This is a genomic window from Planctomycetaceae bacterium (genome assembly GCA_039680605.1).
Lineage (GTDB): Bacteria > Planctomycetota > Phycisphaerae > SM23-33 > SM23-33 > JAJFUU01.
The window spans coordinates 1-13,827 of the sequence record JBDKTA010000067.1; the positions used below are offsets into that span (position 1 = coordinate 1).

At 63.4% G+C, this 13,827-nt stretch carries 14 protein-coding genes; 5 read left to right on the forward strand and 9 right to left on the reverse strand.

What is annotated here, in order from left to right:
* Together ABFD92_19450 and ABFD92_19455 are read right to left on the reverse strand one after the other, a co-directional pair.
* Positions 1-232, reverse strand: a 232-nt coding sequence (locus ABFD92_19450; protein ID MEN6506716.1) for a transposase, incomplete at its 3' end; no start/stop codon positions are given.
* A 57-nt stretch (positions 233-289) separates the two neighbouring features.
* On the reverse strand, positions 290-1,342 hold the full coding sequence (locus ABFD92_19455; GenBank protein MEN6506717.1) for a hypothetical protein: 1,053 nt from the start codon (positions 1,340-1,342) through the stop codon (positions 290-292).
* Between the two features lie 1,291 nt (positions 1,343-2,633).
* Here ABFD92_19455 and ABFD92_19460 point away from each other — a divergent pair.
* Together ABFD92_19460 and ABFD92_19465 are read left to right on the forward strand one after the other, a co-directional pair.
* Positions 2,634-4,256 (forward strand): sulfatase-like hydrolase/transferase, encoded by a 1,623-nt coding sequence (locus ABFD92_19460; protein MEN6506718.1) that lies wholly within the window; start codon positions 2,634-2,636, stop codon positions 4,254-4,256.
* 85 nt (positions 4,257-4,341) lie between these two features.
* Positions 4,342-5,175 (forward strand): hypothetical protein, encoded by an 834-nt coding sequence (locus ABFD92_19465; GenBank protein ID MEN6506719.1) that lies wholly within the window; start codon positions 4,342-4,344, stop codon positions 5,173-5,175.
* Here ABFD92_19465 and ABFD92_19470 read toward each other — a convergent pair.
* Complete coding sequence (locus ABFD92_19470; protein MEN6506720.1) at positions 5,172-5,813, reverse strand: hypothetical protein; 642 nt, start codon at positions 5,811-5,813, stop codon at positions 5,172-5,174. The genes ABFD92_19465 and ABFD92_19470 overlap by 4 nt on opposite strands.
* A 252-nt stretch (positions 5,814-6,065) precedes the next feature.
* Between ABFD92_19470 and ABFD92_19475 the strand changes: the two genes are divergently transcribed.
* The 3 genes from ABFD92_19475 (at position 6,066) to ABFD92_19485 (ending at position 7,801) form a co-directional block, all read left to right on the forward strand.
* Positions 6,066-6,248: a hypothetical protein gene (locus ABFD92_19475; protein ID MEN6506721.1), complete on the forward strand. Its 183-nt coding sequence runs from the start codon at positions 6,066-6,068 to the stop codon at positions 6,246-6,248.
* A 574-nt stretch (positions 6,249-6,822) separates the two neighbouring features.
* Positions 6,823-6,999, forward strand: a complete 177-nt coding sequence (locus tag ABFD92_19480; GenBank protein MEN6506722.1) for a PEP-CTERM sorting domain-containing protein — start codon at positions 6,823-6,825, stop codon at positions 6,997-6,999.
* Positions 7,000-7,009: 10 nt separating this feature from the next.
* Entirely contained in the window at positions 7,010-7,801 is a 792-nt protein-coding gene (locus ABFD92_19485; protein MEN6506723.1) for a PEP-CTERM sorting domain-containing protein, read from the forward strand.
* Positions 7,802-8,107: 306 nt separating this feature from the next.
* Here the strand turns inward: ABFD92_19485 and ABFD92_19490 are convergent, their stop codons facing one another.
* The 6 genes from ABFD92_19490 to ABFD92_19515 form a co-directional block, all read right to left on the reverse strand.
* Complete coding sequence (locus tag ABFD92_19490) at positions 8,108-9,244, reverse strand: deoxyguanosinetriphosphate triphosphohydrolase (GenBank protein MEN6506724.1); 1,137 nt, start codon at positions 9,242-9,244, stop codon at positions 8,108-8,110.
* Between the two features lie 226 nt (positions 9,245-9,470).
* The gene (locus ABFD92_19495) at positions 9,471-10,022 is read right to left on the reverse strand and encodes an HIT domain-containing protein (protein ID MEN6506725.1); all 552 of its coding nucleotides are present in this window, start codon (positions 10,020-10,022) and stop codon (positions 9,471-9,473) included.
* Between the two features lie 204 nt (positions 10,023-10,226).
* A complete protein-coding gene (locus ABFD92_19500; protein MEN6506726.1) occupies positions 10,227-10,913 on the reverse strand; it encodes a methyltransferase domain-containing protein in 687 nt (228 codons plus the stop codon).
* Positions 10,910-11,596 carry an ABC transporter ATP-binding protein gene (locus ABFD92_19505; GenBank protein MEN6506727.1) on the reverse strand — a complete coding sequence of 229 codons (687 nt, stop codon included), beginning with the start codon at positions 11,594-11,596 and terminating at the stop codon, positions 10,910-10,912. Before ABFD92_19505 ends, ABFD92_19500 begins: the two co-directional genes overlap by 4 nt.
* The gene (locus ABFD92_19510; GenBank protein ID MEN6506728.1) at positions 11,593-12,744 is read right to left on the reverse strand and encodes an FtsX-like permease family protein; all 1,152 of its coding nucleotides are present in this window, start codon (positions 12,742-12,744) and stop codon (positions 11,593-11,595) included. Before ABFD92_19510 ends, ABFD92_19505 begins: the two co-directional genes overlap by 4 nt.
* Positions 12,741-13,724, reverse strand: a complete 984-nt coding sequence (locus tag ABFD92_19515; GenBank protein MEN6506729.1) for a hypothetical protein — start codon at positions 13,722-13,724, stop codon at positions 12,741-12,743. The genes ABFD92_19510 and ABFD92_19515 overlap by 4 nt, the downstream gene beginning before the upstream one ends.
* Positions 13,725-13,827 lie beyond the last annotated feature (103 nt).

The window sequence follows — 13,827 nt, forward strand, 5'->3', positions numbered from 1 at the left end:
GAATGAAGGCCGAGAGATCGCCATCCTCGCGCGGCCAGAGCACCAGGTGCCAGTGATTGGGCATGATGCAGTAGCCGATCGTGCGCATGGTCACGCGCTCATGCGCGGCCGCCAGCACGTCCAGGAATAACTCGTAGTCGCCCTGGCTATGGAACAGAGTCTGCCGCCCGTTGGAGCGGTTGAGCACGTGATAGACGTACCCGCCTAAGTTGACGCGAGAACTGCGTGGCATGGCCAACATGATACCACCGACGGACCCAAGGTCTAGCAGAACAGGTACCTGACCCCTTTAGACCCCTCCTTTCTCGATAGCCTGTAGAGCAACACTGTTTAGCCTTGCGGAAGTTCCGCGGCCTGTAACATAATATAGCCTCTCGTCACTAATGCCTGCCGCGTACGCGCCGGGAGAGATGGTGCGCACCATCTTTGCTTTTATTGTTCGTATAGCCATCGGCGCAGCCCTGTCGCCACTCGTGGGCTCCATTGCCACAATCGTACCGTCGTCTGTCACGGCCACTGGAAGGGCCGCAGACTCGATCTCGACGCTTGTCCTCTTTGACACATTGACCAATAAGATTGAATTTCCCCCCTTTGAGCTCAAACGAGCCAAGGCTATCCATTTCCCCAGAGGGCTAATCGCTGGTATTCCTATGACCCCGTCGAATGGACCCAGATCCTTAATCGGATGTCCATGTTTGTTGAAGCACATGATAGGTGCACCACTCCGCCCAACATCAAAAGGATCATAAAGAGAGTTCGGATTGACTGACATTAACACTATGTGTCCCTCCCTGTCTGCAACGAGCGGAAGTCCGCACGCTTTCCACTTCTCTCGTACCCCACCTCTAGGATCAAGTGTCTCCAGCGATGATACTTTTAACCCGAGTGGCGCTTTGCCGCCACTGGCATAGAAGACTAACATGATCTTGTTCCCAACCCAAATAGCCGAGGTGCTTTCCCCAGCAATTGTTGTGGCTTGCATCTTCCCGATGTTAAGGACCAGGAGGCCCTTTTCGGCCTCTTCCATCACGCCAAAATCGCCATCTGGCGAAAGGGCACAATAGATCACACCAGGGAACTTGTTTGATAGGCTCCGCTGCCTCTGTGATCTTAAGTCCACAATCCTCCAGGTCGTTGAGGGGAATCCAGAGGCCTCGTCGATAGCCGCATACAGAATTGTTGTTCTTGATACCGTGAAAAAAGGTTGGACAACATAAGCACTTCCTGTTAGCCCTAAGTTAACAAGCTCTGAACCGCTATGATGCTGTTTGTCTCCACAACCAAAAGCCACCGTAGCAACTATGGCTAGTGAAGCTCCGATCAACAATGTATTGTCTTTCATGATCTGCTCCTAAGCGATGATGACCCCAGGTTCCTGGACGCGTGGGTTGTACTCCAGTAATTCATAGGGATCTCGAGAGTACTCGATAAGCGTCCCCCCGCTGAAGGCATCAGTTGTGGCCTCTAGGTAAGTTTGTGACGTAAAGGGGATTTAATTGGTGGAGTAATTCGCCTCCTCCCGACTTCGCCAAGGCTACGTCGGGCAGGCCGGACTTAGTCGCCACCTCCGACGTGGTCAGCCGGGAGCGCCCGGCGGACTGCCTCCCGCGCCACCGTGGCGCGGGCCGCGCAGGGCAGAAGTTCGCCTGACATTCCGTTTTCATCCAGGACCTGATGGTATTTTTCGCGCGCGGGAAAGTGGGGACAGTCACAGGCAGCGTGACAGTCCCCATTTTCCCGCTGGTCGGCTGTAATCGGCTGGCGGGATTGCCAGAGCTGCTGCGGCTGGCCCCAGGGACGCACGGCGCAGTTAAGCCGCTGGCGTGCGTTGCGGCGGGGATGAAAATGGGTACAGTCACACACAACGTGACAGTCCCCATTTTCAGACCATTGCCCGCTTCTGCCATGCGCAGCGGCCTCGTAATACGTGTGGATCTTCAGGCATCCGACCCCAGCCTCAGCGGCGCCATTATATCGGGGCAGGCACGGCGGCGACAAGAGGTGAATTACATTCCATGATTCCAACAACTGCCTGAAGCTCTCGGCGATGAAGGCGCTGCCATTGTCGGACTTGAAGACCAGCGGAGGACCGTAGAGGCGCAAGAGCTGTTCGACCACGGCTGCGGCTGTGGCTGCATCCGCTGTCACGCATGGCAGGGGCTCCAGGTTCATGCGACAGGCCAGGTCCCGGATGGGCAGGATCTGGGCCGAAGGTGCTGCTGACGTTCATTTCCAGGAATGGCTGAGGCGCCCAGCCGCCCGCGACCCAGCTTCAGGGCTGGCAGCCGCCAGTCCTAATGGTCATTACTGAATGCCACAGCTCCTAGCAAGACTAATTCGTTGCACTTCCGCGAAATCGCTGTGAAAAGTACAACAAAGAGCAAGGAAGAGCAATTGCGGTACGGGCTGCACCACTATCGAACGACGCGGGGCTTGCGTGATACTAATTAGTTGCACTTCCCCGAAACCGCTGTGAAAAGTACAACAAAGTGCAAGGAAGTGGAAGCAGGGGTTAGGTCGGAGGTCGTAGGGCATGGGGGCATCCGCCTTCGCCAAGGCTATGGCGTGACGAGAGCCCCGCCGCTAACAAGACTCGCTTGCTTTGCGGGCCAATCTGACCGATGCTAAGAGGTATGCATTCAACCCCTGAGCATGGCTCGCGGCCGCTGGCGATGCACTGGCTGATCCTGGCGGCATACCCGGCGATGTTTCTGTATTCGCGAAACGCCTCGGAGTTTCCTCCGGAGGTCATGATCGTCCCGGTGCTGGTCACGATGCTCTGCGCGATGGAGGTCTGGGGGGTGCTGTCGCTGCTGCTGCGGAACACGCTCAAGGCCGCACTGATCACGTCGCTGGCGCTGGTGCTGGTGTTCTTCTACGGTCATGCGGTGGCGCTGATCGGCAATCCGCACTTCTATATCAGCGGCGTGCATATCGGGCACCACAAGATCCTGCTGCCTCTGATGAGCGGGCTGCTGCTCGTCGGGGCCGCGTGGGTCATCTTCACCCGACGCAAGCTCTACACGCTGACGAAGGTGCTCAACGTGGCGGCCGGAATCCTGGCGCTGATCGCCACGGCAACGACGGTGGCCGCCAAGGTCTCCGACGGCAAAGGGATGGTCGTGGCGACGTACCAGGCGCCCGACGCCCCGCCGCAGCCGCCGGTTCGGCCGGCGCCGGATATCTACTACATCATCCTCGATGGTTACGGCAGGGCCGACACGCTCAGCGACCTCTACGGTTTCGACAACGAACCGTTTCTGGACGCGCTGCGGGCGAAGGGGTTCTACGTGGCCGATCGCGCGGCGGCGAACTATCCGCAGACCGCGCTGTCGCTGGCGTGTTCGCTGAACATGGAGTACCTCGACCGGCTCTCCGAGACCGTCGGCAAGGAGAAGCGCGACCACCTGCCGCTGCGGCACGCCATCGCCGACAGCTCGCTGCTGCGGTTTCTCAAGGCTCGCGGATACAAGAGCGTCGCCTACGACAGCGGGGCCGAGGTCACCCCCCGCCGCGGCATGGACGTGTGGCTTTCGCAGGGTCCGGACCTCGGCGAGTTCGGCCAGGCCCTGCTGGAGACCACGCCCGTGCCGGTCTTCATGCGCGACTTCAAACGCTACGACGTCCACCGCCGGACCGTCCTGCACACGCTGGACACCCTGCCGGACCTGGCCGCGACGAACAGCCCCAAGTTCGTGCTCGCCCACGTGCTGTGCCCCCACCCGCCGTTCGTGTTCGATGAAACCGGCAAAGCCATCACGCCCTCGCGGCCCTTCAGCGCCGACGACGGGTCGGCCTACATGGCCCTGCGCGGCGCCAGCCGCATCGAATATGTCGAGGGATATCGAAAGCAGGTCCGCTTCATCAACGCGAGGATTCTGCCAGCCGTCGATGCACTGATCAAGAACAGCCCCACGCCGCCGATCATCATCATCCAGGGCGACCACGGCCCGGGCTCGATGCTCAACTGGGAAAGCCTGGAGGGCAGCAACATCCCCGAGCGGATGGGCATCCTCAGCGCGTACTATCTTCCCGCCATCGGCCAAACGGCACCGCCGCGGCTGCCCGATGACATCTCGCCGGTCAACACGTTCCGTTGCGTGCTGCGGCATTATTTCCAGGCCGAGATGGACCCCCTGCCGGACCGCAGCTTCTTTTCCACCGCCGCGCGCCCGTACGACTTCATCGACGTCACCGGCCGCCTCAAGCGCCCGGCGCCGATCGAATCGGCCCCGCCGGAGCCGGCGACGGAATGAACCGCCGGCGATTTTTGGTTCGCGGCAGCGCCGGCGGCGATAGAATCTCAAGCAGGCCCGTACTAACCTCTACCTCAAGGGGCACATGATGGATGACCAGGCCTTGCGCGATCTGCACAACGTAATCGTCTTCGCCATGCTTGACGGCGACCTCAACGACAAGGAGTGCGCGTTCATCGAGCGGCTGGCCTCGCGAATGGGCATGGACCAGGCCACCCTGGATGACCTGTGCCGCCAGATCCGCGACGGGCACAAGTCCATCTCGATGCCCAAGAGCCCTGCCGACGCCGAAAAGGCCGTCCAGATGCTCGCCGAGGCCGCCGCGGTCGATGGAACCATCAGCACTCCCGAGCGACGCCTGCTCCAGCGCATTTGCCGCCACGTCGGCCTCGACGAGCAACACGTCGAAATGCTGATCGAGGCGGTCCTGCCAGCCTCGGACGAAACTCCCTCCGTCGACGCCGACGCCCGCCAGGCGGCCGACGATGAGCGGGACCGCCGGCTCGAAGCCATGTCGCAGGAAGTCTATGAACGGTTCGCATCGTGGGACGCCCCCGCCCGCGCCGAAAAGCTGCACGCGATGGCCGCACACGGCGCCGCGGCCGTCATCCCCCTGCTGCGAATGCTCGAAAGCTACCGCGCGCCGGACGGGATGGACGATCCGCAGGAACTCAAGTCGCTGATCACCGAGGAACTGGGCGGTCTGGCCGATGAGCGGGCTATCTACTACCTCGCCCAGCAGATCAACATCGGCGACCTGGACGACGAGAGTACCAGCGCCAATCTTCGTGGAACGGCCGCCGCGGCACTGGGCAAGATCGTCGGTCAGCCGATGTCGCCCGACGCCGAGGGCATCGCCGCGGCGCGAAAATGGTGGCGCGACGTCGGGCGGCTCAAGCACGACCGCCTGGCGTTCTAAGCCTGCGGCGGAGGGGGCGGGGGCATCTGATAGGGCGACGTCGGCTCCTGTCGCTTGTACGTGCTCATCCGCACGATAGCGATGATCCCGAAGACCAGAGCGCCCAGCAGCGCCAGGCCCGCCAGGAGGAGAACTCCGCATGCCGGCCCGACGCTTGACAGAACTTTCTCATCTGGGGCAGTTCCGATCGCCAGGACCGTCTGGCCTTCGTTTTCTTCGGCAGTGACCTCCAGCAGGTATTGCCCCGGTTCGCGGATAGAGAACGTGCCCACCGCCATGGCCTTTCGATCAGGCGTGTCTATTTTCTCGCTGCGGCCGCCCATCTCCTGCAGAACGACTTGGCGACCGGTCTCGCGGTGCCTGATCGAAATGTTCATCTCCATATCAGGCGAAGCGTCGTACGTCTTGCCATCCTTGCGGGCGAAGTATTCATGCCAGACCACGTAGACGCCAGGCTTCTGAAGGTCCACCACGTGTCGGCCCGGCACAACGTATTCATGAGCAAACATGTCATTGAGAACGCTCATGCCGCTATGGAACATGCTCGCCCCGCCCCAGATACCCGCGCCGATCCCGATCACGCCCAGAATGACAGCTATCAGGCAGCCCGTCTTGCCGTTCTTGGATTGGTCAGCCATGAGCGATTCCTTTCATGTGATACCGCCAAGTGTACCGCTGCAACGACGAGGATCAAGCGTTCGCCCATTTTTTGCCGGACCGCCACTGTCGCAAAACGCGGCGCACCCGGCCAGGGCGGCAAGACGATGTAGCGCGATTTCGAGCCAATTTCAGGCTTTTTTCAATCGACGGGCTCTGGCATGAAGATTGCAAAGTATCTGCCGACAACATCGCTCCATGGACGGAGCCGGACATATGAAAGGGAACGTCACATGGAAACCAAGGGAATCAAGCGACTCACCGGGGAAGAACTGCTGCTCATGCGGGTGCTCGGGATCGGCTCGCCCCAGAGCATCGAGCGGGAACTGCAACAGCGGGCTCTGGCAGGCCCGCCCGCCAGCGCCCCCAAACGCCGAACCGCACGGCCGCGACTGACCCTGATGGCCGCTGCATAACCAGAAACGGAAGCGTCGCGGGCATTGCGCCCGCGCGTGGCGAGGGCACCACGCCCTTGCCTTATCGATACTTAGCGACGTATTCCGCGGGCGGGCAGCCCGCACGCGCCAGAGCAACGACATGGCCGAGACGGCCATGCGACTCACGGGCCAGGCGCCCGTGCTAAGAACAGGAGGCCCGACGGCAAACTCTCTCCGCGACGGCACGAGCCCGGCGGAGGCAACATCCTGATGACAAGCTGAAAAGCCGCCGTGCCTCGCTGCATGGCCGGCGGCGAAAGAGATCTCTGCCTGAGGGGCAGGGTTCATGACAAGACCCTACAACCGCCGCAATCTGCGGCGCGGAAGATTCCGCGCGCCGCAATTTGCACCACTTATTTTGGCTCTCCGGAAATGCCACAAGGCGATATTTCCTAAAGCAAATCTTTTATCCGCAATTACTTCAATCACTTAACACGACCTTCCTCAGGCAACTCCCCCTGCTGGCGCGCCTGTTGCACAAGAGCATGAACCAAGGGCACTGCGCCCAATGAAACATCCAGGAAGAAGCGGCAGGTGCAAGATGAGAATCAGAATGCTCATCATGATGATCGGCGCGATCTTCTGTTGCGGCACCGCGGCGGCTTGGGCCGCATCGTCGCCAATGCTGGCCGATGCTCACGCTATTCCAGAACCGGCCACTGCGGCGCTTGTGGCCATGGGCGGGCTGATAGCCATCGCAGGGTTCAGACATCGACATTCGTCCAACTGAAAGAGGTTCCATGATGCACTGTTACAGGAAGCTGTCGGGGAGCGTTCTTCTGGTTGCGGCTTTGGCCGTGACATCCGCTCCGGTCGCCGCGGCGACAATATCCGACTCCTTTACCGGCACGGCCCCGTCGGCGTATTGGAGCGTGCTGCAGGATGCACCGGCGCAGTTGTGGCTGGAGCAGGACGATCGGATCAACGTACTTTCGTCGGCGGCGGGCAGTGCATCCAACGACGCCATCTATCTCAGCGACGGCGCATCGGGCTTCCGCCTGCGGACCGACAGCGACTTCGTGATCACGATCGACTATGACGTAACCACCTTCACCGGCAGCGGGTTGATTGCATTGAATCTCGGCGTGGGCAACGACCTGGACGGCCAGGATTCGGCGGCCATCGGTTTTGTCTGCTCATCGAACCCGCTGCTGAACCAACTGCTGGTCCCGGCGTATCGGATCAATGACGTCGAGACGAGCGTGCCGATGGTTCCCGTTGCCAGTTCGGGGACGCTGCTGGTCCAGTACGACTCAGCCGTCGACATCCTGACGCTGGGGCTTGATGACGGCATCTCGTTTCATCGCGTGAAGTTACCCGGCCTCGTGCGCACCACCTGGAACGCGACGAGCCTCTGGGTAGCTTTCGGCGCACGCGGCCAGGGCCTGGTGTTCTCCAGCGGCGACGCGACGCTCGACAATCTGACCATCAACGGGCACTTCACGGCCGTCCCCGAGCCGGCGACGCTTGCCATGATTCTCGCCGGCGGCGCGCTGGCGATGTTAAGAAGGCGCAGATCACGTCGGAGTTGACGAATGACATTTCACCCGCTTTTTGCTTGAAAAATCGTCAAAGCGTGATAATGTAAAGATGCTGAGTGAGGACTGCAGCCGCCTCAACGGTTGCAGAAGCAAGTGCAGCGCTTTGGGCAGAGGTGCGAGCATTATTTTCGTTCGCGGTGTCGTTTTACACGACGCCCGTGCAGGCGGGTGGAGGCCCTCCTGCACGGGCGCCCAAAGTGATCGGAGCCGGGCGAATCGCTCTTAGAGGAAGCGGCGCATAGGAGACTTCGGCCGACGATAACACGTCGGCCGCTGTCGTTTTGAGTCCCCTCAAAATCACCCCAGGGCGGCGTGGGCTTGTTTGCAGAAGCGGTCGGTCATTCCGGCCAGGTAGTCGCAGACGACTCGCTGGAGGCCTTCTTCCTGGCTGCGGCGGAGATATCGCGGGCCCATCCGGGCCGGGTCTCGTACGTAGGCGGCGAACAGCTCGCGGAGGATCTTGCCCGATGCCTCGGCGCGGGCGGCGCTTTCGCCGAAGGTGTAGACGCGATCATATAAGAACCGCTGCATGGCCGCCACTTCGCCGGCCAGGGCCTCGGAGAAGACCACGCACTTGCGACCGCTGCGGCGGATGTCGTCAGGGCTTTTCGGCTTGATCGTCTCCAGAACCGCCAGCGTGGAGGCGATCACGTCGTCGGCCATCGCCGCCAGCACGCCCTTGCAGGCACGGATACGCGTGTGGACCATGCCGGCGTCGGGGTCGGCCGCCTGGGCGGCTGACCATGCCCGCCGCCACAACGCCAGGCGGTTGACGTGTTCGAGGCTGATCAGCCCCGCCGCCAGCGAGTCTTCCAGGTCGGCCGAGGTGTAGGCGATCGCGTCGGCCATGTCGACGAGCTGGCCCTCGAGCGGACCGGCCAGCGTGGGGTCGAACTCCTCTGCGGAAGGTTTGTCGTAAGCCGTCTCGTGCTTGGCAAGGCATTCGCGAACGGCCTGGGTGAGATTGAGCCCGCGAAACGCCGGGTAAGGATGTTCAAGATAGTCAACCACGCGCAGCGACTGGCGGTTGTGTTCGAAGCCGCCGTGGGCGGCCATCAGATCGTTCAGCGCCGCCTCGCCGGCGTGTCCGAAGGGCGGATGGCCGAGGTCGTGGGCGAGGGCGACGGCTTCGGCGAGGTCCTCGTTGAGCCTCAGGGCCCGCGCGAGGTTGCGGGCGATCTGGGCGACTTCGAGCGTGTGCGTCATTCGCGTACGGAAGTGGTCGCACTCGTGCGGGACGAAGACCTGCGTCTTGAAGTCCAGCCGCCGGAACGCCGAGCAGTGGATGATCCGGTCGCGGTCTCGCTGAAAGCACGTACGGTACGGGTGCTCGCTCTCATCGTACCGCCGCCCGCCGCTGTCGCCTTCGCGCACGGCGCAAGGCGCCAGAAAGGCGGCCTGGTGCTGCTCGAATATCTCGCGTGGAGTATTCACCGCGGATCTCGCAGAGACCGCAGAGGAAGAGGGAAGAGTGGAATGATGGAAGAATGGAAGGATGATAACAACCGGCGCGGGTGGCATGGCAACACGCGTTGTTGTTTCTGGCGGGTCGCCATGAACGCACCTCGCAGCCGTTTCGACTTCATCCGCAGGTCCATGGCGACGCGTTGCGCGTGTCGCCATGCCACCGGTATCAGTATTCCATTATTCCAGTCTTCCATCATTCCGTTTTGGGTCCCAGCCCCATCTGTGCGGCCGTTGCGGTAATCTGCTTGTAGATATCTTCCAGCGAGACGGGGATGACTCGCACGTCGCCCAGGACGTCCATGAAATTCGTGTCGCCGCCCCAGCGCGGAACGATATGCACGTGCAGGTGCCCGGGCAGGCCAGCGCCGGCGGCGCGGCCGATGTTGATCCCGATGTTAAAATTCTGCGAATGCACTGCCCGCTGCAGCACCTTCTGGAAATCGACGACCATGTGCATCATCTCCAGAAGCGTCGCGTCGTCGAGCGCTTCCATGTCGCCCACGTGCTCGACCGGGGCCACCATCGCGTGCCCGCCGGTGTAGGGGTAGCGGTTGAGCACCGTCAGGCAGTGCTGCCCGCGCCATACGACGAGGTTCTCCTGCTGGCGGTCGCCCTGCTCAGCGGCACGGCACAGAAAGCACCCCCCCCCGCTCTCGCACGAATCCGAGAGCGTCTCGATATACTCCATGCGCCAAGGAGCCCAGATGTTGCGATTCTGTTTTCCGCCGCTGTCATGTTCACGCATGGCCCAGACTATAGCCCGCCCCACTGTTTGAGGCAACAATAGTGCGGCCATCTTGCCCGTGAGTCGTTCGTGTCGCGGGCGTCTCGCCCGCGCGTGACGAGAGCATCTTGCCCTCGTCTTGTTTCTACGCGGGCGAGACGCCCGCGGCACGCGCGAACTGGATGTCCGCGACACGGCAAAGCACGGCCGGGACGACCGCGGAACTCACGGGCGGGACGCCCGTGCTACTCGCATCGCGAAGGTCGTGACGTACCCGTAGTCATGCCCGAGGCGGCGGATGTCGGTGAAGCCGGCCTGGGCGAACAGATCGGGCAGGACGCCGCTGAGGTTCTCTTCGATCTCGCGCTGGCAGAGAATCCGCTCGCCGCCGTGGCCGAAGAGCTTGCCGATGAGCGTTGTCGGGCGGTCCATGTCGGCGACCACCACCAGGCCGCCCGGGGCCACTACGCGGCGAAGCTCGGCCATCGCCGCCCGCTTGAGTTCCATGTCAAGATGATGAAGCAGCAGCGAACTGGCGGCCTTGGTGAAGACGCCGTCGGCGTAAGGCAGCTTCTCGGCCAGGCCGATATCGAACCGGACGGGGCGCCCACCGATCTTCCTACGGGCTCGCGCGACCATCTGCGGCGAGGCGTCGATCCCGATGCACAGCCCTCCGGCCGCGGAGTCAAGGCGGCGGGCGATCTCGTACGACAAGTTGCCCGTCGCACAGCCCAGGTCCAGCACCACGTCCCCCGGGGCCAGGTCCAGGGCGCGGGCGGTGCGGCGGTTCACGCGGCGTTCCATCCCAAACACCATCAGCGGCACCAGCAGATCGTAGAGCAGTCCGGGGAAGTTGAGCGTGCGCCCGCGCGTGGGCGGCGCCGAGGGCGGATCGTTCACCGGGGCGATCATGGCGTCACCTCAGGGCTGATAATCTTCCCGTCGCGCATCTGCACGCGGATGGTCATCCGTCCGGCCACGGCGGCGTCGTGCGTGGCCACGACGATCGTGGTCTTCTCCCGGGCGTTGAGATTCACCACCAGGTCCATCAGCTCGCGGGCGTGGTCGCTGTCGAGGCAGCTTGTCGGCTCATCCATGAAGACGATCCGCGGGCGGTGCGCCAGCGCCCGCAGCACGGCCAGGCGCTGCTGCTGACCACCCGAGAGTTGGTCAGGCAGCGCGCGGGCCTTTTCCGCCAGTCCGGCCAGATCAAGCAAACCCGCCACCCTTCGACGGCGGTCCTCGCGCGCGGCGCCGGAAAGCACCAGGGCCAATTCGATATTCTCCCACGCCGTCAGCGCCGGCAGGAGGTTCATGAACTGAAAAACGAACCCGACGCTCGTGCGGCGAAGGCGCGCCATGGCGTCGGGGGACATGCCCCGCGTGTCGCGGCCGTCGATCAGCACGCTGCCGCCGGTGGGCGCGTCCAACCCCGCGCAGATGTTCAGCAACGTGCTCTTGCCGCTTCCGGAGGCGCCGGTGACGGCCAGCATCTCGGCCGGTTCGACGGACAGATCGATCCCCCTCAGGGCCGGGCATCGGGCCGGTCCACTGCCGAAGACGCGAGAAACGTTTTTGAGTTCCAGAATGCTCACAGCATTCGCAGCCCCTGCATAATGGTAGAGCGTCCCGCCCGCCGCGCGGGCGCTAAGGCCGCCAGAAACCCACACGCGCACGCCACGGCCATCGGCGCGATCACGCCGCCGCCGGTCAGTCGCGGGTATACCACTGCCGAGATGAGAAAGTGCGGGTTACCGCTCGTCCAGGGCGACAGGTCCAGCCCCCAGCGGGCCCAGAGCAGCGTGGCGGCAATGCCGACGGCGGCGCCGATGACCGCCGCGACGGCGGCCATCAGCATCGTCTCGCCCAACACGATGGCCATGACGCCCCGGCTGGTCAGGCCCATCGCCCGCAGGATGCTCAGTTCGCGACGCCGCTGGCTGACGCCCTGGAAGACGTTGTTGGAAATGCCAAACGCCAGGATCAGCAGCGCCAAGCCCAGCACAACATTCATCGAAAACCGGTTGAGCGAGATCAGGCCGGCCAGCTCGGGCAGATCGTTCTGCCACTGCGAGGCCGCCACCGCCAGTTCGCCCGCCCTCGCCGCAGCCGCCGGCGCGGCGTACGGATCGGCCAGGAAGACGTGTACCGATTGCTGCGCTGGGGCGACGTCGTCCATACCCGCCAGCACGAGTTGCGCATCCAGATGGGGCAGGCGAGTTCGGAACACGCCGCAGACCGTGAAGGTCCTGCCGACACCGCCGCTCACAGTGGCCTCAAGGCGATCGCCCACAGCCGCCCCGAGACGGTCAGCCAGATCGCTGCCGACAAGGATCGACCCGCCGCCGCGGGGGAATCCGCCGCCAATGATCTTGGCTGCGACGATGCTCCAGTTCCGCTCGGCCGGTACTACCCCCACGAGCGTCACGGCGGCCCCGGAGCGTCCGTGCGAAAGCATCGCCGCCTGCGTTCGTCGCGGCAGCGCTTCGCAGACGCCCGGCCAGCGGCGCACTTCGGAGGCCACCGCCTCGTCAGCGGCGCGGCGGGCAGTTCCGGTCAGCGTCACATGCCCTCCGGCGGCGGCTACGGAGTTTCGGATCATCGCATCGCCGACGCCCTCCATGACCGCATCGAGGGCAATCAGGCAGGCCACCGCCATGGCCGTGGCGGCCATCATGATCACCCCTCGCCGCGCCCGGCGCAGGAGCATCTTGAGAACCAGGACCGGCCAGAACGCCGTCATGCGACGTTCTCCGCCGCCGGCGCGCCGCCGGGCGGCACGCGCAGCAACCGATAGATCGTTGCGACGAGCGCCTCGCGCTGAGGCGGCGCCAGCGCCAGCCCCAACTGCGCCAGCGCCTCGAACGACGACGCGAAATAATCCTCGGCGATCTGCCGCGCCCGGCGCGTCACGGCAGGCAATTGTTCCCACGCCGTCCAGAGTTCGCGCGGCAGGTTACCCAAGCGCATGCGCGCGTCGCGCCCGCCCTCGGCCATCAGCGACACGAGCAGATTGTGCCGCCCCGCGGCCGCATCGGCGGGCAGGTCGACGATGTCGTCGAGGCACTGGCAGCCCATGCCGAAATCGTGTACGGCCCGCCCGGCCGCCCGGGCCCGCCGCTCGTCGGGGGGCTCAAGACGGCACGGCAAGGCCAGCGGCGACATGAACAGCAGTCCGGTCTTGCGATGGTGTACCTCGTCCAGCAGGCGGCGGCTGGGCAGTATCTCAACGGGTCGCGTTTCCTCTTCGCACTCCTGTGCGGCGCTGGGGGCCAAGGCCTCCAGCGACAGCCGCCCGGCCGCCTCGAGGACGCCATCGTCGCGGTACTGGCGGTCGATGTACTCCCACAGGATGCGGTCGGCCAGCAGGATCGTCAGCACCGACCGCATGCGCTGCCCGCGCCCGGCCAGGCGGAAGGGAAAGATCTCCTTGTACTCATCGTCGAGCAGATTGTCGCAGGCGGTCACCCACGCCCGCATGCACTGGTTGACCATCGCATACAGCGGTAGAAAGCGGCTGCGGCCTACCAGGCTCGCGGTGACCACCAGAAAGAGCGTGCTGAAGACATTCCTTTCCAAGGCGAAGAGCGTTCCGCCGGGACGATCCACGGCACACTGCTGGGGGGCGATCGTCGTCGCGAGGCGGTAGAACTCTTCGAGCGTCTCCTGCTGCAGCGATAGAGCCTGGCAAAACACCTCAAGCGAACTCAGCACGGAAAGCATATCGTCTCCTCTGGAAGCTTCCCATCATAGACAGCTGTGGTCCACATTGCAAAGCCCAGCCGTTGACGAATCGCGCATCTGGGGGTAAGATAGCTCCATCGTG

Excerpts from the sequence above, each read along its gene's own strand:
- ABFD92_19465 (MEN6506719.1), top strand. The coding sequence starts at position 4,342 with ATGATGGATGACCAGGCCTTGCGCGATCTGCACAACGTAATCGTCTTC.
- ABFD92_19495 (MEN6506725.1), bottom strand. The coding sequence starts at position 10,022 with ATGCGTGAACATGACAGCGGCGGAAAACAGAATCGCAACATCTGGGCT.
- ABFD92_19515 (MEN6506729.1), bottom strand. The coding sequence starts at position 13,724 with ATGCTTTCCGTGCTGAGTTCGCTTGAGGTGTTTTGCCAGGCTCTATCG.
- ABFD92_19485 (MEN6506723.1), top strand. The coding sequence starts at position 7,010 with ATGATGCACTGTTACAGGAAGCTGTCGGGGAGCGTTCTTCTGGTTGCG.
- ABFD92_19500 (MEN6506726.1), bottom strand. The coding sequence starts at position 10,913 with ATGATCGCCCCGGTGAACGATCCGCCCTCGGCGCCGCCCACGCGCGGG.
- ABFD92_19455 (MEN6506717.1), bottom strand. The coding sequence starts at position 1,342 with ATGAAAGACAATACATTGTTGATCGGAGCTTCACTAGCCATAGTTGCT.
- ABFD92_19475 (MEN6506721.1), top strand. The coding sequence starts at position 6,066 with ATGGAAACCAAGGGAATCAAGCGACTCACCGGGGAAGAACTGCTGCTC.
- ABFD92_19480 (MEN6506722.1), top strand. The coding sequence starts at position 6,823 with ATGCTCATCATGATGATCGGCGCGATCTTCTGTTGCGGCACCGCGGCG.
- ABFD92_19470 (MEN6506720.1), bottom strand. The coding sequence starts at position 5,813 with ATGGCTGACCAATCCAAGAACGGCAAGACGGGCTGCCTGATAGCTGTC.
- ABFD92_19510 (MEN6506728.1), bottom strand. The coding sequence starts at position 12,744 with ATGACGGCGTTCTGGCCGGTCCTGGTTCTCAAGATGCTCCTGCGCCGG.
- ABFD92_19460 (MEN6506718.1), top strand. The coding sequence starts at position 2,634 with ATGCATTCAACCCCTGAGCATGGCTCGCGGCCGCTGGCGATGCACTGG.